Origin of the sequence: Polaribacter sp., assembly GCF_965656025.1 — a bacterium.
GTDB lineage: Bacteria > Bacteroidota > Bacteroidia > Flavobacteriales > Flavobacteriaceae > Polaribacter.
In genome coordinates this window covers 18722-39005 of sequence record NZ_CBFHJT010000003.1, presented here as the reverse complement: position 1 = coordinate 39005, position 20284 = coordinate 18722, and the positions used below count along the sequence as shown (strand labels likewise).

The 20284-nt window shown below is 29.8% G+C and carries 16 protein-coding genes and 1 tRNA gene; 7 read left to right on the top strand and 10 right to left on the bottom strand.

Annotated elements, in window-relative coordinates:
- Positions 1-16 precede the first annotated feature (16 nt).
- Both ade and ACTG3S_RS00965 read left to right on the top strand, forming a co-directional pair.
- Positions 17-1639, top strand: a complete 1623-nt coding sequence (gene ade / locus ACTG3S_RS00970; protein WP_439127507.1) for an adenine deaminase — start codon at positions 17-19, stop codon at positions 1637-1639.
- Positions 1640-1942: 303 nt separating this feature from the next.
- Complete coding sequence (locus ACTG3S_RS00965) at positions 1943-2533, top strand: PhnA domain-containing protein (protein ID WP_439127506.1); 591 nt, start codon at positions 1943-1945, stop codon at positions 2531-2533.
- A 208-nt stretch (positions 2534-2741) separates the two neighbouring features.
- Here the strand turns inward: ACTG3S_RS00965 and ACTG3S_RS00960 are convergent, their stop codons facing one another.
- The 3 genes from ACTG3S_RS00960 to ACTG3S_RS00950 form a co-directional block, all read right to left on the bottom strand.
- A complete protein-coding gene (locus ACTG3S_RS00960; RefSeq protein WP_439127505.1) occupies positions 2742-3842 on the bottom strand; it encodes a DUF4407 domain-containing protein in 1101 nt (366 codons plus the stop codon).
- 125 nt (positions 3843-3967) lie between these two features.
- The gene (locus ACTG3S_RS00955; RefSeq protein ID WP_439127504.1) at positions 3968-6412 is read right to left on the bottom strand and encodes a M56 family metallopeptidase; all 2445 of its coding nucleotides are present in this window, start codon (positions 6410-6412) and stop codon (positions 3968-3970) included.
- Positions 6409-6780: a BlaI/MecI/CopY family transcriptional regulator gene (locus tag ACTG3S_RS00950; RefSeq protein ID WP_439127503.1), complete on the bottom strand. Its 372-nt coding sequence runs from the start codon at positions 6778-6780 to the stop codon at positions 6409-6411. Before ACTG3S_RS00950 ends, ACTG3S_RS00955 begins: the two co-directional genes overlap by 4 nt.
- A gap of 120 nt (positions 6781-6900) precedes the next feature.
- Between ACTG3S_RS00950 and ACTG3S_RS00945 the strand changes: the two genes are divergently transcribed.
- From ACTG3S_RS00945 to ACTG3S_RS00935, 3 genes are all read left to right on the top strand, one after another.
- A complete protein-coding gene (locus tag ACTG3S_RS00945) occupies positions 6901-7530 on the top strand; it encodes a peptidylprolyl isomerase (protein WP_439127502.1) in 630 nt (209 codons plus the stop codon).
- Positions 7531-7650: 120 nt separating this feature from the next.
- On the top strand, positions 7651-8226 hold the full coding sequence (locus ACTG3S_RS00940; protein WP_439127501.1) for a hypothetical protein: 576 nt from the start codon (positions 7651-7653) through the stop codon (positions 8224-8226).
- On the top strand, positions 8226-8882 hold the full coding sequence (locus ACTG3S_RS00935) for a DUF2490 domain-containing protein (protein WP_439127500.1): 657 nt from the start codon (positions 8226-8228) through the stop codon (positions 8880-8882). Before ACTG3S_RS00940 ends, ACTG3S_RS00935 begins: the two co-directional genes overlap by 1 nt.
- Here the strand turns inward: ACTG3S_RS00935 and ACTG3S_RS00930 are convergent.
- The 5 genes from ACTG3S_RS00930 to ACTG3S_RS00910 all read right to left on the bottom strand — a co-directional run bounded on the left by ACTG3S_RS00930 (position 8872) and on the right by ACTG3S_RS00910 (position 17450).
- Complete coding sequence (locus tag ACTG3S_RS00930; protein WP_439127499.1) at positions 8872-10104, bottom strand: hypothetical protein; 1233 nt, start codon at positions 10102-10104, stop codon at positions 8872-8874. The two genes, ACTG3S_RS00935 and ACTG3S_RS00930, sit on opposite strands and share 11 nt — an antisense overlap.
- A 125-nt stretch (positions 10105-10229) precedes the next feature.
- On the bottom strand, positions 10230-11819 hold the full coding sequence (locus ACTG3S_RS00925; RefSeq protein WP_439127498.1) for an aryl-sulfate sulfotransferase: 1590 nt from the start codon (positions 11817-11819) through the stop codon (positions 10230-10232).
- A 254-nt stretch (positions 11820-12073) separates the two neighbouring features.
- Positions 12074-13717, bottom strand: coding sequence for a M1 family metallopeptidase (locus tag ACTG3S_RS00920; protein WP_439127497.1), 1644 nt, complete (start codon positions 13715-13717; stop codon positions 12074-12076).
- Positions 13718-13721: 4 nt separating this feature from the next.
- Positions 13722-16049 carry a DPP IV N-terminal domain-containing protein gene (locus ACTG3S_RS00915; RefSeq protein ID WP_439127496.1) on the bottom strand — a complete coding sequence of 776 codons (2328 nt, stop codon included), beginning with the start codon at positions 16047-16049 and terminating at the stop codon, positions 13722-13724.
- Between the two features lie 6 nt (positions 16050-16055).
- The gene (locus ACTG3S_RS00910; RefSeq protein WP_439127495.1) at positions 16056-17450 is read right to left on the bottom strand and encodes a dipeptidase; all 1395 of its coding nucleotides are present in this window, start codon (positions 17448-17450) and stop codon (positions 16056-16058) included.
- 104 nt (positions 17451-17554) lie between these two features.
- On the opposite strand from ACTG3S_RS00910, the gene ACTG3S_RS00905 reads away from it, so the two are divergent.
- Both ACTG3S_RS00905 and ACTG3S_RS00900 read left to right on the top strand, forming a co-directional pair.
- Positions 17555-17636: transfer RNA gene (locus tag ACTG3S_RS00905), tRNA-Leu, on the top strand.
- A 56-nt stretch (positions 17637-17692) separates the two neighbouring features.
- Positions 17693-18670, top strand: coding sequence for a type I phosphomannose isomerase catalytic subunit (locus ACTG3S_RS00900; protein ID WP_439127494.1), 978 nt, complete (start codon positions 17693-17695; stop codon positions 18668-18670).
- Here the strand turns inward: ACTG3S_RS00900 and ACTG3S_RS00895 are convergent.
- Both ACTG3S_RS00895 and ACTG3S_RS00890 read right to left on the bottom strand, forming a co-directional pair.
- Complete coding sequence (locus tag ACTG3S_RS00895) at positions 18667-19110, bottom strand: acyl-CoA thioesterase (RefSeq protein ID WP_439127493.1); 444 nt, start codon at positions 19108-19110, stop codon at positions 18667-18669. The two genes, ACTG3S_RS00900 and ACTG3S_RS00895, sit on opposite strands and share 4 nt — an antisense overlap.
- Before the next feature lie 69 nt (positions 19111-19179).
- Positions 19180-20284, bottom strand: a 1105-nt coding sequence (locus ACTG3S_RS00890) for a carboxy terminal-processing peptidase (RefSeq protein WP_439127492.1), incomplete at its 5' end; no start/stop codon positions are given.

Genomic DNA, 20284 nt, shown 5'->3' with positions numbered 1-20284 from the left:
GTAAAACAGTTTTAAAATGATTGTACAAGGAAACATTGTAGATATTGCAAACAGAAAGATTTTTAAAGGTGAAGTTGAGTTTGAAAACGAACGTATTGTAGAAATTAGAGAAAAAAATCACCAATGTGAAAATTACATCTTACCAGGTTTTGTTGATGCACATATACATATAGAAAGTTCTATGTTGGTGCCGTCTGAATTTGCGAAAATTGCCGTTAAACATGGTACCGTTGCTACAGTTTCAGATCCGCATGAAATAGCCAATGTTTTAGGTGTTAAAGGCGTTCATTTTATGATTGAAAATGGAAAAAAAGTTCCGTTGAAATTTAATTTTGGTGCACCAAGTTGTGTGCCAGCAACTTCGTTTGAAAGTGCTGGAGCAATTATAGATGCTGATGATATTAAACAAATGATGCAAAACCCAGATATTAAATATTTGGCAGAAATGATGAATTATCCTGGAGTGTTGTTTGATGATGCTGAGGTTTTAGCAAAAATTCAATATGCAAAAAACAATAATAAACCCATTGATGGGCATGCTCCAGGTTTAAGAGGTAAAGACGCAACCAAATATATTGCTGCTGGAATTTCTACAGACCACGAATGTTTTTCTTATGAAGAAGCAAAAGAGAAACTAGAAAAAGGCATGAAAGTAATTATCAGAGAAGGTTCTGCAGCCAAAAATTTTGAGGCATTAATTGATTTGTTGCCAGAAAACTACCAAAATATGATGTTTTGTTCTGATGATAAACATCCAGATGATTTGTTGTTAGGGCATATTAATCAACTATGTGAAAGAGCAGTTGCTAAAGGAATTGATATTTTTAAAGTATTAGAAGCAGCATGTGTAAACCCTGTAAAACATTACAATTTAGAAGTGGGTCTATTACAAAACGGTGATTATGCAGATTTTATTGTAGTAGAAAATTTACAAAACTTCAAAGTTTTAGAAACCTATATTAATGGTGAATTGGTGGCAAAAAATGGAGAAAGTTTTTTAAAATCTGTCGATTTTGAAATTTTAAATAATTTTAATACTGATAAAAAAAAAGTAGAAGATTTTAGATTTGAATCTTCCGCAGCAAAAATTAGAGTAATCGAAGTTTTAGATGGCGAATTGGTGACTAACCAAATTGAAGCAGAAAGTTTCATTGAAAACGGGAATTTAGTTTCAAATACAAAAATTGATGTTTTAAAAATGACAGTGGTAAACCGTTATAAAAACGAACAACCAGCCATTGCCTTTATTAAAAATTTCGGACTTAAAGAAGGTGCTATTGCAAGCTCTGTTGGGCACGATTCTCATAACATCATTGCTGTTGGTGTTTCTGACGAAGTTATTTGTAAAGCTGTAAATTTAATTATTGAAAATAAAGGTGGGATTTGTGCAATAAACGATACAGAAGAAAAAATAGTTTCTTTACCAGTTGCAGGTATTATGTCTGATAAATCTGCAAATGAAATAGGCAAACAATATGCTGAATTAGATAAAATGGCAAAACAAATGGGTAGCCAATTAAAAGCACCGTATATGAGTCTGTCTTTTATGGCGTTGCTGGTTATTCCGTCTTTAAAGTTGTCAGATAAAGGTTTGTTTGATGGGAATACCTTTAAATTTACTTCTTTAGATTTTTCTTAAGTTCAAAGTTCAAAGTTTAGTTTTGTTTTTTTTTGCGATTGAGTGTCATTTCGACTTTATGGAGAAAACTCAAAAGAATAGTTAGCTTATAAACTATGAGAACTTTCGGCTTTATTGCGCTCCGCTCTAAATGACAATTGATACAATAAATTAAAAAAGCCAGCAAATAAGTTTAGCCACGATTGAAATGGCATCCTTTTTTTGTTTTTCACAAAAAAAGATATAATGGAAAGCGTGAAATAGCTTCTAAAAAATAATCTTATTTAATTGATTACTTTTGCCAAAAATCAATCAACATAAAAAATGAGTTTACAACAAGATTTAGAAAATAGAAGTGGTAACCAATGCGAATTGTGTGCTGCAACCAATAATTTAAGTATTTACGAAGTAAAACCGACTTCTACTGGTGGCGTAGATGGTAGTTTGTTGGCTTGCGAAACTTGTGTAGACCAAATAGAAAATCCAGAAAATACAGACGCAAATCATTGGCGTTGTTTAAACGATGCCATGTGGAGTGAGTTTAGAGCTGTAAAAGTTGTGGCTTGGAGAATGTTGCATAGATTGAAAAAGGAAGGCTGGCCACAAGATTTGTTAGATATGATGTATTTAGAAGACGATGATTTGCGTTTTGCAAAAGAATCTGGAGATCATTTAGACGAAAGCGAAAAAATAATTCATAGAGATGCCAATGGCGCTATTTTACAAGCTGGAGACTCTGTGGTTTTAATTAAAGATTTAAAGGTAAAAGGTTCTAGTATGGTTGCCAAACAAGGTACAGCTGTGCGTAGAATTTCTTTAGATCATGAAAATGCAAAATATATTGAGGGTAAAGTTGGCCCTACGCAAATTGTAATTATTACCGATTACGTTAAAAAAATGGCCGAGAAAGAATAGTCTGTCATTTCGAAATGAACTTTTTTAAGCGATTGAGAAATTTTTAGGAAAAGATTTATCAAAAAAGTCGAAATGACATTACAGTTCTAAGTATTTGGGCGTTCCCTTTCAGGTCGCGCTTTTCGCACTCGCTTTTTTTCTAAAAAAAGAAAAAAGAGCTCAAACAATTGCTGCAATCGCTAACGCAAGTACTTGCCAGTTTTTTGCTTTAGAGCATTTTTTGTTGTTTTTTATAAAACGAATCTGCTTGCAACTTCATTAAATCGCGAGCCATTTTTTGTTTGTAAGCATACAACTCCTCTTCAGTGGTAATATCTTCATAAACTTTTTTACTTACCAAAATATCTGCTTGTAACATTTTTTCTCTCTGTTGCACTTGTTGTTGTACCCAAGTTTTTACTGCAGTTTCATTGTCTTCTAGTTTAAAATCATATTCGCCTTTTGGCGAAATTAATTTTGCAAAAATTGGCGATGTTTCTATAGCCAAAAACAATAAGAAAATAAAGAAAGAAGGTAACCAAGGTAGTTTGTCAAGTGCATTTATTCTAGCCATTAAGCCATCAAAATTTGCAATAATAGGTTGTGTTTTGGTTTCCGTTATTTTTTGTTTTTCTAACAAGTTGGCAATTGCCAATTCTTTATTTTTAATTTTTAGGGCATTTTCTTTTTTAAGTTGATTCAATTCAGCCAAAGCAGCATCATGTTTTTGACGCTTTTCTTTATAAACAGGACCTTTACCTAAGAGTTTTGTGCCTTTTCTACCTTCTGCTTCTGCAATATAGGTTTCATATAGTGCATTTGTAGTATTTTCTTTGGTAGTTATTTCTTGTTTTAAAGCTTCAATTTCGGTATTTATTTTAGTTATTTCTGGCAAAAATTGTTGTGAAATTTGTGTTTTGTTCTCTAGAGTCATTTGGTTTTTCTCTGTTAGCAAAATTTGGTTGATTTCTTTTTCAAACAACTTTAGTTCTAAAGGTTTCGAAATTACAATGGCAATAATAACAGCCAATATTATTCTGGGTGTTGCTTGTAAAATTTCTTTCCATTTATTGTCTGACTTTTTGATTGTGGAAACAATAAACCTGTCTAGATTAAAGATAAGTAAACCCCAAATGAGCCCGAAAAAAATAGCAGCAACTAAATTATCAAACACTGTAAAAAGCGCATAACTACCAGCAATAGTTGCCATAACTGCTGTAAAAAATACGGTGGCTCCAATACCAACGTATTTGTTTTGTTCGCCATTAGAACAGTTGTTTATCAAGTTTTTGTCGACACCAGAACAGGTGATAAAGAATTGTTTAAGCACGTTGTTTTTGTTTAAAGTATAATACTACAACGTATTAAAAGAGAATTTGTTACATGAAAAAACCTTGAAAATTACTAAAATGAATTTAGTAATTTTCAAGGTTTTGAGTTTTAAATAATTGAGCTCTATTTAGTTTTCTTAAAAACTTTAGAATATACATTTTGTAAATTGTCTGAGCTCATTTTTTTGTTTTTAAATTTATCTAAACTTACGGTTAAAATTCCATTTTTATCTTCTTTCGTATTTATTATACATAATGGGTTTTTATGCAAATAACTATAAACATTATTAATATCAGATTTTTTTCCATCAACTTTATAATTGAAATTATCTGTTTTTAAAGTAGTTGCTTGTATAATGGTTTTTCTTAGCAAAAATTGTCTTTTTTCATCATCATTTAATTTTGATTCTGTTTCTCTTTGCTTTTTTACTTCATCTAAAGAGTTAAAAATTAAACTTGTCTTTTTATTTACATTTTTAATAAAGCTAGAAGGAGCTTTCTTTGGAGGTGGGGGAGGAGGTAAATCATTTCCAGTTCTTTTTTTCCAAGCTTTGTAAGCCTTTTTTGCTTTTAGAATTTCTTCTTTAGAAGCATTTGGCTTTGGAGGTGGAGGTGGCAATAATAGCTTTTCTTTTTCTGTTAATTCGCTTAGTTTTTTATACCAAATTTTATCTCCTTTTCTTAATCTAACATAAGGTTTTATAGGATTTACTGGGAAAGGAATTTTGTTTTTATCTGCTTTTGACATTCTAAAATACATACCACCTAAGTCAGAAAATTCTCTATCAATTAGTTTCTTCTCAATTTTAGTTTTAAAAACATAATGTTTACCAGTGTTTTTTAATTTTTCTAAGTTTTTATACTTCTTTTTATATTCTTTTACAATATCTAAATCTACAAATTTACCATTCAAATAATATTTTGCTACTCTTTTATTTTTATCAAAAGTGTAATAATACCTTTGATTATCAATAGTAATAAACCATCCCATATTAAACTTAATAGAGTCTTTTTTAAATGCAATCTTTAAAGAGTTTACATTTTTTAGTTTTTCTCTAATATCTATAATTTTGTCATCATTAGTTTGCTTATTTACTTTAATGCTCGTTGTTAAAAATGGAATTTCTTTACCAACACTTTGTTTAGAACTCGGGTTATTTTTAATAATCGGAGAATCTATATATTCCTTTTTAGGTTGTTCTTCAATAATTTCTCCAACCTTAAATTCTTCGTCTAAATATTTCTGAAATTTTTCTACTCTTTTTTTATTTTGAGCCTCAAAATATTTTGTGGTTTCTAAATGTGCTTGGTTTTCTTGTGGAAAACGTTTGCTTCTAGCATTCTTATACACATGACTATTAGAATATTTTGCAAAATCTGTGTATTTATAATCATTTAAAGTAGTATTTTCGACTACTTTTCCGTCAATCCAGACAGCATACTTTGATTTGTCTTTTAAAGCTTCAAATTGTGCTTTGGTTGGCAGTTTTTTCTTTAATTTTAATGGTGGAGGTGGAATTAACCTTGCTTTTTCTTTATCACTTAATTCGCTATATTTTTTGCTTACATACTTTCCGTTTTTATCTTTTGTCTGAATGGTTAAGTTTCTGTAAACATACTTTTTATATATTTCAGACTTAGTTAAGCTTTTTTGTTCAGAAATTGGTTCTTCAATAATTTCAATAATTTCTTGTTTTTCTTGGGCTTCCACTCTTTCTGCAAAGAGAAAAACAAACACTGCTAAAAGTGGCATTACAGCCAGTTTTTTGATCCAAATAATGGATTTTGAACTTTGTGTTGTCATCATTTTTAATCTTTTTTTCGTTAATGAATAATTTAAATTACTGGCCAAGTAATATTCGTTGTTCCAAGCAGCTTTGTTTACTAGTAAATGCTGATATTGGAAAGTGTTTTTATGTGTGTTAATTACTGTTGAATCTGCTAAAAATTCGTGGTTCAATTGAATTGCTTTTTTTAGGAAAATAAACAACGGATTGATCCAAAACACAATTTGTAAAACCTCAATTAATAGTACATCAATCGTATGTTTTTGGGTAACGTGTGTCAATTCGTGTGTAAAAAGTTCTTTTTCAATTTCATCATTAAAATAAGCGGTTTTATTGATAAATATAGCATTCCAAAAAGTGTGTGGTAAAATCTCATCATCAACTAAAACGAATGTAGCATTTGCTTGTTTTACTTGTTGATTTATTTTTATTTTTTTAATAATTTTATATAGGTTTCTTCCAAAACGAAATAGTAAAATAGCGGAAACTAAAAGATACATACCTATTAAATATTTGGTGTAATTTATAGGTGTTTCCTCTATAGCTATTGGGGTAAAATCTTCGATAATTATGGGTGCTACTATTTCATTTTCTAATATAACTGCTGTTTCTGGAACGGCTGTAATTGTAATAGTTGCAAACGGAATTAAGAAAGAAACCAACACACCAAACAACAAGTAATATCTGTTAAAAGTGTGCATTTTTTCTTTTTCTAAAACCAAATGATAGAAAAATAGCAACAACGCCAAACAAGCTGCAGATTTTAAGAAATAGGTGATCATTTTTTTTGTTTTTTAATTTGACTGTCAATTACCTTTTTTAATTCTTCTAATTCTTGGGTAGATAAATCGGTTTCTCTGGTAAAAAAAGAAGCAAATTGGCTCGCAGAATCATTAAAAAAGTTTTTAATGAGTCCGTTTACATGATTCGAAAAATAATCTGTCTTTTTAATAATTGGATAGTATTCTCTAGACTTACCAAACAATTTATAGCTGATAAACCCTTTGTCTAAAATTCTCTTTAGCAAAGTAGCAACCGTTGTTGTTGCTGGTTTTGGTTCAGGAAAATCTTCTAACAAATCTTTTAAAAAAGCTTTTTTACGTTTCCATAAATACTGCATTAATTGCTCTTCTGTTTTAGATAATTGCATGGTTTCTTAATTTTATTCTACAAACATAGAATAAAAAATTGAATTCTACAAATGTAGAGTTTAAAATCAACTATTCTTTTTAATTATATTTGTAGCAAATCGTTTATTATATTATAGAAAATGAAGAAATTTTTAATTTTAGTAGTATCTATATTTTTTATGGCATCATGTGCAACAAAAAAATTTAATCCAAAATGGTTAAAAAAAGAAGCTCCAGCCACTTTTACAGCCCGTTTTGAAACCACACAAGGTAATTTTGACATCGAAGCTGTTAGAGAATGGTCTCCAAAAGGGGTAGACAGATTGTATCAATTAATAAAATACAATTACTATCAAGATGTAGCTATTTTTAGAGTAGTGCCTAATTTTGTGGCGCAATTTGGTATTCATAACGATTCTTTAATCAATAAAAGTTGGCAAAAAGGGATAGATGACGAACCAGTAATCAGAAAAAACGATTCTATGACTTTAGCGTTTGCTAGAGGAGGCGTAAAAACAAGATCCAATCAAATTTTTATCAATCTAAAAAACAATCCACGTTTAGACAAGTTGGCGTATTCTGGGGTTACAGGTTTTCCTGTAGTTGCAAAAGTAATTGCGGGTCAAGAAAATGTGTTGAATTTTTATGATGGTTATGGAGATGGTTTAGGCAGAAAACAAGGTAAAATTAACAAATTAGGCAACCAGTTTTTAAAAGAAAATTATCCAAAAGTAGATTATATTTTAAAAGCATATATCTTAAAAAAGTAACATCATTTGGGCGTTTTAACTGGCTTTACGTTACAATCTTTTGTGCCGAAAAGGCACAAAAGGATTTCCACTGCAATCCCTAACGCAGCTTTTAGCATATTAAAAATACCGTTTAAAATTATGAAACTAAAATTAATATTAATTCTTTCTTTTATTAGTCTTCAAAACTTTTTTGCACAAGAAAAGTTCGAAAAAGAATATAGAGTTAAAGAAAAGGAAGTACCAAAATTGGCAGCAAAAATTTTACAACAGTGGAATTTTCCTAAAAAAGTAAAATGGTATGCAGAAGAAAGTAACCTTGGTAAAACTTTTGAAGCCAAAACCTGTTTTAATAAGCATAAGTATAGTTTCGAGTTTAATGAAAAAGGCGAAATTTTAGACGTAGAAAAAAAGGTAAAGCTAAAATCACTTTCTATTAAAGAACAACAGGTTATAGAGAAAGTATTAACTAAAATATTTAAAAAATATAGAATTAAGAAAATTCAAATACAATATTCAGGTTCAGAAAATGCTATTTACAAACAAATATTTCAATTAAATACTACACAACAAAAACCCGTAATTAAATATGAAATTGTAGTAAAAGGTAAAAAAGATAACAAAAAAGAAAATTTCGAAATCTTAATAAACCAACAAGGAAAAATAGAGCAGCTAATGAAAATAAAGTCTATTTTATCTCTAAACCTAGAATTTTAATGAAGCTACTAGTTTTATTTTTTCTTTTATTTTCTGTATCAACTTTAATTGCTCAGTCAGATACAAATTTAGGTTTTTTACCAAAGGTGGTTTTATCAAAAAAAATAAACAATCACTCAAAATGGGTAAATAGTTTAGAGCAAAGAACTTTTTTTTACGATGATGATTTTAAAATAGCTCATAGTCTTATAGATTTTTCAACTATCTATTCCACAAGAATTGCCGACAATCAATCTATAAACCTAGGTTATATTTTACGTTTTAGAAATTCTGAAACTATCCATAGAACGTTTCAGCATTATAACTTTATAGGTAGTTACAATGCCTTAAAAATAGCAAATAGAATTGCTTTTGAACAGTTTTATCAACCTAAAAAAAAAACTACTTTTAGAACACGTTACAGAGTAAGTTTAGAAAAGCCATTAAATGGAGAAAGAGTAGATGTAAAAGAATTTTATTTAAAAATAGGCAACGAATATTTATATGATTTTGCCGATAATGATTTAGAAATTAGACTTACTCCTTATTTAGGTTATCAAGTTTCTAATAAAGATAAAATAGAATTTGGTGTAGATTACAGAGTTGGTAATTTTTTAAATAAAGCAACAGAAAATGCCATTTGGTTTAGAACTACTTGGTATATTTCTATCGATTAAGCGGAAATTCATTCACCCAATGAAAACCTCTAGAGTTTATTAAAAAATCTTTGGCTTTCTTTTTTTGAAGCTTTATAAAAACCGTATCAGTTTTAATTTTACCAGCAAGCGTAACAATAGAATCCTTGTTTATCAATTGAAGCGTATCTAAGTTTTCAGATTTATAATCTCCAAATACAACCGTATTTTTAATAGTATCTACAATAAATGTATAATAGTTTTGTTGGTCATCAAAATTTTTTATGCTTGCCATTTTAGCTCTATCAATAGCAATATATTTCCATTGTTTAGTAAAATCTTTTTTTGCTATGTCTGTACCTTTTTTAAATGTAGTTACTTTCCAAACCCCAAATAAAGCTGTTTTTGGTGCTATATATTGTTTTTTATACCTTGTGTAACTTGTAAAAATAAATAAACCACAAGTTAATACCACCAATACTAATTTTACAATGGCAATAATTCTTGTTTCTTCTTTATTTAGCTTTGGGTAAATGGTATAGTTTGTAATATTTTTGTTTAATAATAAGACACCAAACACTCTTTTAGCATCTGCCAGTAGTAGTAACAAACCCATTAACATTAAATGAAAAGAAAATATCTTTACAGGAATATCAAAACATAAATTCATCATAAAAACATTAAGCATTACCACAACAGTGGCAATGGCACCAAATGTTTGCGTTCTTCTAAAAAGTAATAATAAACCCGCTGTTACTTCTGCCAAACCAGCAAAAAAGCTGTAAGTTTTAGAAAACCCCATAAAAGTCCATGCAAGACCCATTGGAGATTTGTCTCCTAAATTTTTAATTAAATCGGCGTTAGATACTTCAGACATTTGAAGATGAAATATTTTTACAAAGCCATAATTTAGCATAAAAAAGATAACAATAATTCTAATAAATACTAAAAATCCATATTGGAGTTGGTTGTAAGATTTTCTTTTTTTATCGATGATAGACCATAAAAAAGCACTTATAATAGCCACACAAAAAAATAGAAAAAGTAATAAATATGCGTAGGTTGTATCACCACTTCCTCTTCCATTTGAAGAAAATTCACGTGTAATTTGGAAAATAGATTTGCCAATCCAATTAATCATTGGTTTCCATAAAGGACCCGTAAAAATAGAAACGGTATAAAGTGTAAAATATAAAAACAAAAATCTGAAACTTATTTTTTCAAATAAACTCCAGACTTGTTTTTTTTCTCTTGTAAAAATCATTAAAAAATATTTCTAGCAACAAACTACAAAAATTACTTTAAAAGTGAACTATATTCTTTTTCAAGTTAGATTATGAATCAAAAAAAACCTTCTAAAAATAGAAGGTTTTTTTAAAAGTTATAATATTAATTTTTCATAATTTTTAATAGTTCAAATTGTTCTCCAATCGAAACCTTAACTATATAAAGGCCACTCTTTAACTTTTCTATATTAATGGATTTGGTATTATAATTAGTTAAAACAATTTTACCGGTTAAATCAAAAACTTCTATGGATTCTATATTTTTATCAAAAATAAAAGATAATTGCCCATTAGTAGGATTTGGAAACACTGATAAATTATTAAAATATGTATTGTTAATAGATAGTGTGGTTTTACAGGTTGTTGAGATAGCATTTTCATTTTCTATAATTCCTGTATTTTTAAATGTTACATTATTAAAACCAGCATAATCTTCTGAGTACCTAGTAGCTCGGAATGATCCATTTCCTGTAGGAGTTGAGAATTGATCAAAAACGATATTTTCTGTTACAGGTATTTCATACACCCAAATGACATTTCCTTGAGCATCAATTTCAGTAACTCTACCTTTTGTACTTTCATTTATCAATATGTTTCCATTAGACATTACTTGAACTCCACTTTTAATAGCACCAAACATAACTTCATTCAAAATAGTTCCATCCCAAGAATACGTATAATCTACAGGTAAAAATTTATTAGAACTCATTTGATAATTACCATTATTTATTATTGGTTCTATGATGTGTATAGAAGAATATGTTGCATCAGAACCATAGGCTTCATTACTAAAAACAGAGATTTTACCTTTATGGGGCCCAAATTTTATCCACTTTGGATCATGTTGCTGTCCTAATTTTTGATCTTCAGAAGTACCACCATCATAAACCTCAGGATTTCCCCATCTCCATAAGAAATCACCACCTTTTCCAGAATTTCCTCCGGTACTGCTAGCTGCTTCAGATGTTGTAGTACTATGATCTATAATCATAATCTCATTTATATGTCTTGCAGATATTATAATTTGATCTAATTCTTCATTATAATCAATTCCATTTGCATGAATATAATCTACAGAATTCTCAGCAGCATAATTCATGTCTAACAACTGAGGGTTACCTGCAATAGATCCGAAATTTGGTTTCGAATCATCAAAATCTTGAACTAAATGATCAAAATATTTCCATTCCCAAACTATTTTTGCTGAATCTGTCCCTACAGGTTCAATCTCCACAATTTTTTCTAAAACAAAAGTATCAGGTTCAAAAGAACTATCTTTTCCATTAGCAATCATTTCTGTTTTTGTATATCTATCTTTTACAAGTATCAAAAAATTACCATTTGGTAAAGGTTCAATATCATGATGAAATCTAACACCTAATAAAGTATTAAAGTTAACACTCCATAAAATATTATTATCCCAATCTCTAATATCTGCAGTATTTCTATCCACCTGTAATAAATTACCATTTTCTAAAAAATAAGTAGAAATACTTTTATTTCCAGAATAATCCCACACATTCACAAGTTCTCCGCAGTTGTTAATTAAATGGACTTTATCATCAGAACTATTAAATAATGTGTAACCACTAGATTTTGTGCTATTAACATCATTATAAACTAAACCAACAGTTTCTTGACTGTTTATAGTTATTGACATTGTTAATAAGATAAAAAGTATAATTTTTTTCATAAATTTAGGTTTATAATTGAAGCAAAATTAATGTTTTTTTCTCTTAAAAAAATGATTGAATAGTGTTAAAAAATAAAAATCAGTTTTTTTAAAGTTTAATTTTTGTGCAAAAAAACATTAATAATGTTTAGTAATTTTGTTTTATTTACAATAATAAAGGGTAATTAAAAACTTAGTCGTTATTTTAATAAAAAATTACTTAAAAGTAGATTAGATTTTAAAATTCTATTTTAATCAAGAAAAAAACCAATACTTTAGGCAACTTTTTTTATTTTGATATAAAAATTTTCGTCAAACTCAACTTTAGAGTTTTTAGAATCGAGCTGGACTCTATTCCATTTTAGCCTAGGTTTTATCCATTGTTCTTTACCATCAATTTTTACTTTTACAGGATAGTTAAAACCAGGTACCGTATTTCTCCATTGAACTTTTAAAGTAGCATCTTCAATTTTGTATTCTAAAATAGGAATATTTTTACTCCTTAAATATTGATCAAAAAAAGCATTTAATTTTAGACCTGTTTCTTGCGATAAAAAGTTTTCAATTTGTTGCGTTGTTACTGTTTGATGATAAAAAACTTTATTCATTTTTCTTAAAATCATTCGCCATTTTTCATCATTATTTACATATTGTCTTAAGGTATGTAGCATATTGCCCCCTTTGTTATACATATCTCCAGAACCTTCCTTATTTACATGATAAGGACCAATTATTGGACTTCTATTGGCAATACTTTTTCTTAAACCAATTACATAATCAGCAGCTGCTTCTTTACCATAATAATATTCTAAAAATAAGCTTTCTGAATAGTTTGTAAAGCTTTCATGAATCCACATATCTGCAATGTCTTTATAGGTGATGTTGTTGGCAAACCACTCATGACCAGATTCGTGAATAATAATAAAATCGAATTTTAACCCCCAACCTGTACCAGATAAATCTCTACCTAAATATCCGTTTTTAAATTGGTTGCCATAGGTTACAGAACTCTGATGCTCCATCCCTAAATAAGGTACTTCTACCAATTTAAAGCCATCCTCATAAAAAGGATAAGGACCAAACCAATGCTCAAAAGCTTTCATCATTTTTGGGGCACCTTTAAATTGTTTTTTTGCTTTTTCTAGATTGTATTTTAGTACATAATAATCAAGATCTAAATTCCCTTTTTCTCCTGGATATTTTTCAGAAAAATGTGTGTAATCTCCAATATTAACATTGACACCATAATTATTTATAGGATTTGAAACATACCAGTTATACGTTTTGGTTGCTCCATTATCTATCACACTTTTCAACCTTCCATTAGAAACATCCATTAAATTTTTAGGTACAGTTACACTTATATCCATATTTTCTACTTCATCATACATGTGGTCTTTACAAGGCCACCAAACACTTGCGCCTAAACCTTGACAAGAAGTTGCCACAAAATGATTCCCATTTTTATCTTTTTTCCAAGAAAAACCTCCATTCCAAGGCGCTCTAACAGCCTCTTTCGGATTTCCTTTATAATGTACAATGATGCTCTCTGTATTGCCTACAAGTTGTTTTTTTACTAACTGAACAAAATGTGCATTTCCTTCATGAATTACTTTTAATTCTTGTCCATCTTGTGTTACTTTGGTAATTTCTAAAGGTGCTTGTAAATCTACCTGTAAGGTTTGATATTCTTTTAAAACCTTATACTTTATGGTATTTTTACCAGAGATAAATTTAGTGTCTGGTTTTACTTCAATATCTAAATGATAATACGTTAAATCCCACCAAATTCTTTCTGGAGTAATACTACCTCTTAAAGTATCTTGTTTGGTGAATTTCTTTTTCTCGCTCATTAAACCTTGAGCTTTTATGGAATAAATACTTAGAAAAAGTAAAATTAGGGCAACTATTTTTTTCATTATTTTATTTTAATTGAAAACCTTCAGCAGGTTTTGCATTTAATAGATGTTTTACAAAATAATCCCAACGTTTTCTAGTCATATATTTAGTCATGTTTCCATAACCATGTCTTTTATTAGGAAACAAAATCATATCAAAATCTTTATTAGCATTTATCAAAGCTTCTACAACCAACATCGTATTCGAAGGAGGTACATTGTTATCCATAGAACCATGAGTGATTAATAACTTTCCTTTTAAATTTTTGGCAATTAATTGATTTGCTTGATTGTCATAATTGGTAGTTCCATCAGCTTTTCCTTCTATATTGCCTTCTACTAAAAGCCCTTGCCATTTTTCACCCCAATCAGCTTCATAATTTCTGTTATCATGATTTCCTGCTCCAGAAACAGCCACATCATAAAAATCTGGATATGCAAAAACGGCTCTTGTAGAAGCAAAACCACCACCAGAATGCCCCCAAATACCAACTCTTTCTATATCCATTCCTTTATATTTGTCTGCTAACTGCTTAATTGCTGTAATATTATCTGGCAAACCATTATCACCCATATTGCCATAATAGGCATCATGAAAAGACTTCGAACGCATTGGAGTACCCATGGCATCTACAGCAACTACCACAAAACCAAGTTCTGCCACAGCTTGAAAATCTCTCCAAACAGGTCTAAACCCATAATTACCAACCGAACCAGATTGTGGGCCAGGATAAATATAGTTTAATACTGGGTATTTTTTACTTTCATCATAATGAGATGGCAAACACATAATACCATATAAATCGGTTTTACCATCTCTTGCTTTTACAGAAAACTCTACAGGTTCTTGCCAATTTTGAGCTTTTAATTCAAAAATATCAGCCTTTTCTAAATCCATTATTTTTTCTCCATTATTATTTCTTAATACAGAAATCGGAGGGTTAGTAGTTGTAGAATAGGTATCTACCAACATAGCGTAGTCATCTGAAAAAGTTACAGAATGTGTTCCTTTAGAAGGTGTTAAATTTACAAGGTTTGTACCATTAAAATTTACTTTGTAATAATAATTGTGGTATGGATTTCCTTCTTCTTTTCCACCAGCAGTAAAGTAAATTATTCTATTTTTTTCATCAATCCTTTTAACCTGTTTTACAATCCAATCTCCAGTAGTAATTTGATTTTTTAAATTCCCAGTAGCTAAATCGTACAAATAAATATGGCCCCAATTTGTTTTTTCTGAATACCAAATAAACTCATTAGAATCAAATAATACTTTCCAATTTTCTGTATTTACACCAGATTCATAATACGTTTTTACTTCTTCTTTATGAATTGATGCTACTTTACCATTATAAGCATCTGCAATTTGTAAATGCGCTATTTTATGATCTCTAGAACCAGAAACAAACGCAAATTTAGTTCCTTCTTTATTCCATTGTGCGTCTAACAATTCGTTGTTCCAACCTGCAATATGGTCGGTAGTGGTTCCTCTTTGAAAATCTGGTTTCATTTTTAAACGAATTGTTTTAGGTGTATTTCCTAAATGAATAATTACACGCTCTATGGTAAAAATTTTGTCATCACCGGGCAAAGGATGTTTCCAAGCTTCTAATTTTGGATGTCCAACGTTTGTTGATGTTAAATACATCATGCCAACGCCTCTTGCATCTTGCTGAAAAGTGGCAATTTTATCAGAATTTGGAGACCATTTTAAAACAGCACCATCACTCTTAATCCAACCAGCATTATTGGTGGCATACCCATAATCTTTTTCGCCATCAAAGGTAAGTTGTGTTTTTTTGCCAGAAGCTAAATCTTTTATCCAAAGATTATAGTTGTCTATATAAGCAGCTAATTTTCCATTCGGAGAAACATGTTCGTTTTTACTAGTTCTTTTTCTATTTGATTCATTTTTTTTAATAGAATTGTCTTCTAAATTATATGAATATCTTTCTCTGTAAGCAGAAAAGTTGATTATTTTTAAATCATCAGCAAAAGAAACACTATAAATTGGTAAGTCATTTGCCTTAATGTCTTTATCTAACTCTTTAGAGAGAGCTTCTGCTAATTTTTTATGATCAAAAGCATCTTTTTGGATTTTTGTTTCAGCATCTACCAAGACAAATCTTTTGCCATCTTTGTTGGTGGTACTATAAATCAATTGTTTTTTATTGATGAAATTCGGGTTAGAAACTTGATTATACACCAAACCATATAAACTTCTGTCCATATGTTTTGCAGCGGCTTCATATTCTGCCACCGTAAATTCTTTTTGTTTATCTGAGCTGTTACAACTTACTACTAATAATGAAATACAAGTTGTAATTGTAATTTTTAAAATAAGTTTTTTCATGGTTGTTTATTTTTGTTGATGTAATTCTGTAAAATAATTATAAAAGTAAGGAATTGTTTCGATCCCTTTTAGGTAATTCCAAACTCCAAAATGTTCGTTAGGAGAGTGTATGGCATCTGAATTTAAGCCAAAGCCCATTAAAATGGTTTTACTTTTTAATTCTTGTTCAAAAAGCGATACAATAGGGATGCTACCACCACTTCTTTGCGGAATTGGAGTTTTACCGAAAGTAGTTTCATAGGCTTTACTTGCTGCTTGATAACCAATATTATCAATTGGCGTAACATATCCTTGCCCTCCATGATGTGGTTTTACCACAACTTTTACTGCTTTTGGTGCAATGCTTTCAAAATGATTTTTAAAGAGTGCTGTTATTTCTCTCCAATCTTGATTTGGTACCAAACGCATAGAAATTTTTGCAAAAGCTTTGCTAGCAATCACTGTTTTTGCTCCTTCACCTGTGTAACCACCCCAAATACCATTTACATCTAAAGTGGGTCTAATTGAGTTTCTTTCATTGGTTGTATATCCTTTTTCACCGTAAACATCTCCAATAGCAATCGATTTTTTATAGTCTTCTTTAGAAAAAGGTGCTTTGGCCATTTCTGCTCTTTCCTCTGCTGATAATTCTTCAACTTTATCATAAAAACCAGGAATGGTAATATGATTATTTTCATCATGCAAAGAAGCAATCATTTTGGTTAAAATGTTAATAGGATTCGCAACAGCACCACCATACAAACCAGAATGTAAATCTCTATTAGGGCCTGTAACTTCAACTTCTACATAACTCAAACCACGCAAACCAGTTGTTATGGAAGGAATATCATTTGCAATCATTCCAGTATCTGAAATTAGAATAACATCATTGGCTAATTTTTCTTTATTTCTAGGTACAAACCAAGACAAGCTTTCAGAACCTACTTCTTCTTCACCTTCAATCATAAATTTTACATTGCAAGGTAAATTACCAGTAGCTGTCATGTATTCCAAAGCTTTTACATGCATATACATTTGCCCTTTATCATCACAAGAACCACGTGCAAAAATGGCACCTTCTGGATGGATGTCTGTTTTTTTAATAACAGGCTCAAAAGGTGGCGAATGCCATAAATCTATCGGATCTGCAGGTTGCACATCATAATGACCATATACTAAAACAGTGGGCAAATTTTTATCTATAATTTTTTCTCCATAAATAATTGGATAACCTGGAGTTTCACAAAGTTCAACATTATCACAACCTGCTTTTTTTAAACTTTCTAACACAAAATCTGCCGTGTTTAAAACCTCTTTTTTAAAAGCTTTGTCTGCACTTACGGATGATATTTTTAAAAGATCAATTAGTTCGTCTAAAAAGCGTTGTTTGTTATTTTTTATGTAAGAATTTATTGTGTTCATGTAAAGATTTTTATTTCTTTCTCAAAAATAGAAAAATTTATTACAACAAGTTTGTAGTTTGTAAGTATTGTTTATATTTGCAACCCGAAATCTTCGGAAAAGTTGCAGGCGTGGTGGAATTGGTAGACACGCTAGACTTAGGATCTAGTGCCGCGAGGTGTGAGAGTTCGAGTCTCTCCGCCTGTACAAAACAAATAGTCGAAGTGTTTAACTTCGACTATTTTCATTTAAAACCTTGTCTTATGAAATTGTATCCTTTAAAATTTTCTCCAGTATTTAGTTATAGATTATGGGGAGGAGAAAAATTAAAAACTGTTTTAAATAAAGATTATTCTGAAACTAATATTGGAGAGTCTTGGGAAATTTCTGATGTAAAAGACAGTGAGACTTTAGTTACAGAAGGTTATTTAAAAGACAAAACTTTAAAAAATTTAATACATGACTTTAAAGGAGATTTTCTTGGAAATAAAGTTTATAATCAATTTGGAGAAGAATTTCCGTTATTAATAAAATTTATTGATGCGAAAACACCTTTATCAATTCAGGTACATCCAAGTAACGAAATTGCAAAAGAACGTCATAATTCATTTGGAAAAAATGAGATGTGGTATGTAATGGAAGCTGATAAAAACGCAGAGTTAATTGTTGGTTTTGATGAAGAGTTTGATAAAGATGCATACGATTCTTTAGTTGCTGATGGTTCAATTTTAGAAAAAATGCATCATGAAAAAGTTGCTGAAGGAGATACTTTTTACATTCCTACAGGAAGAGTGCATGCTATTGGTGCTGGTGTTTTGTTGGCAGAACTTCAGCAAACCTCAGATATTACGTATAGAATTTTCGACTACAATAGAGTAGATGCTAAAACAGGTGAATTAAGAGATTTACATAACGATTTGGCCAAAGATGTTATTGATTTTGAACCTCAAAAAGAGTACAAAACTTCCTATAAAACAGAAAAAAATGTTTCTAACAAATTGGTGCATTCTCCATATTTTACCTCTAATATTTTATTTATAGAGGGAAGTTTAAAGAAAGATTATACTGATTTAGATTCTTTTGTAATTTTTATTTGTGTTGATGGAGATTTAAAATTAGTTTCTAACAACGAAATCTATTCACTTAAAAAAGGAGAAACTATTTTATTACCAGCAGCTTTAAATAAGGTAGAGTTGATTTCTAAGTCAGAAAACAGCAAACTTATAGAAGTGTATATCTAACTTTTTAAGTCAATCATTTTAAAGTTTTCTGCTTTTTCTGCAAAAGCAAACATTTCTTTGGTTTCTTCTGGTGGAGTTGTTAATTTTCTTTTGGTTAAATCAATCCAAGCACCATAAACCTTTATAATAGCAGATAATTTTCCTGCTTCATTAAAAACTTCATGAACAATTTTCCAACGTTCGTTGTTTTTAGATAAACCTTCTAATTTTAAATTGACGGTTATATTTTCGCCTAAATGGATTTCTTTTCTGAAAGATGTTTCTTCAGTAAATAAAATTGGACCCAAGTTATGTTTGGTAAACTCTTGAATTGAGAAATTATATTTTGCAAAATAGCGTACTCTTACTTCTGCAGCATAATCATTATAAGCTGTATGACGCATGTGTCTATTTGGGTCAAAATCTGACCATTTTGTGGCAAAAGTTACTTGAAAACTCATTCGTGTATTTTTTAAATAAAAAAACCTGATAAAAAGAATATTTATCAGGTTTATAAAATAATTAGTCTTTTAGTTTTTTACTATCTGTGTAGCATTTTTTAATTTTAAATCTTTTAAAACATTTAAAGCTTCAGAAACGTAAATGTCTTTGGCTAAATTTTTATGCCAAGTATTTCTTTTATCAGCTAAAATACTATCCTTTTTTAATAATGGTAACTCATATTTTGGTGAGTTAAAAGTAAGGTTAGATTCGTACTTAAAAGCATCTGCATATTTTTTTGCAACTTGTTCTTGCTCTTTGCTTTCGCTAGCAAAATCTTTAAAATTTAAAGAGTAAGAAGTGTCTTCTTGATTCTCTTTTAACCATTTAGCATACTCGTTTATAAGTGTGAATTTCTTATTACTAGCAATTCGAGTTTTACTCTTATCAACTACTTCAGAGAAATTTTCATAAGAGTTGATTTGTGTATATTTTGCTTGCGGAACTTTGTCCCAAATTAAAGCGCCATCTAAATCTCTTTCGCCAAACTTCATATAACTGTATCTATCTGGCATTGCAATATCAGAATATACACCTTCAATTTGTGTAGACCCTCCGTTAACTCTATAAAATTTCTGAATTGTCATTTTTATAGCCCCTAAATCTTTTTCATATTTAGGATAAAAATTATTGATAGGGATAACACTTTGTACTGTTCCCTTTCCATAGGTTTGATTACCACCAATAATTACAGCACGTCCATAATCTTGCATAGCCGCAGCAAAAATTTCTGATGCAGAGGCAGAAAGTTCATTAACCAAAACTACAACAGATCCATCCCATTGCATTTTTGGATCAACATCACTTTTCACAATTGGGTCTTGACCTCTATATTTTACTTGAACAACTGGGCCTTGTTCTATAAATAAACCAGCAATTTGTATTGCTGTCTGTAAAGAACCACCTCCATTATTTCTTAAATCGATTAATAAACCAGAAACGTTTTCGCTTTTTAAACGTGCAATTTCTTTCTCCATATCTTTTGCAGAGTCTCTTGCATTGCTATCAGAAAAGTCTATGTAAAATCTAGGTAAGTCTATTAAACCATATTTTTTACCATCTTTTTCTACAATGGTAGATTTAACAAAAGTTTCTTCTAATTCTACAACATCTCTAATTATCGAAATTACTTTG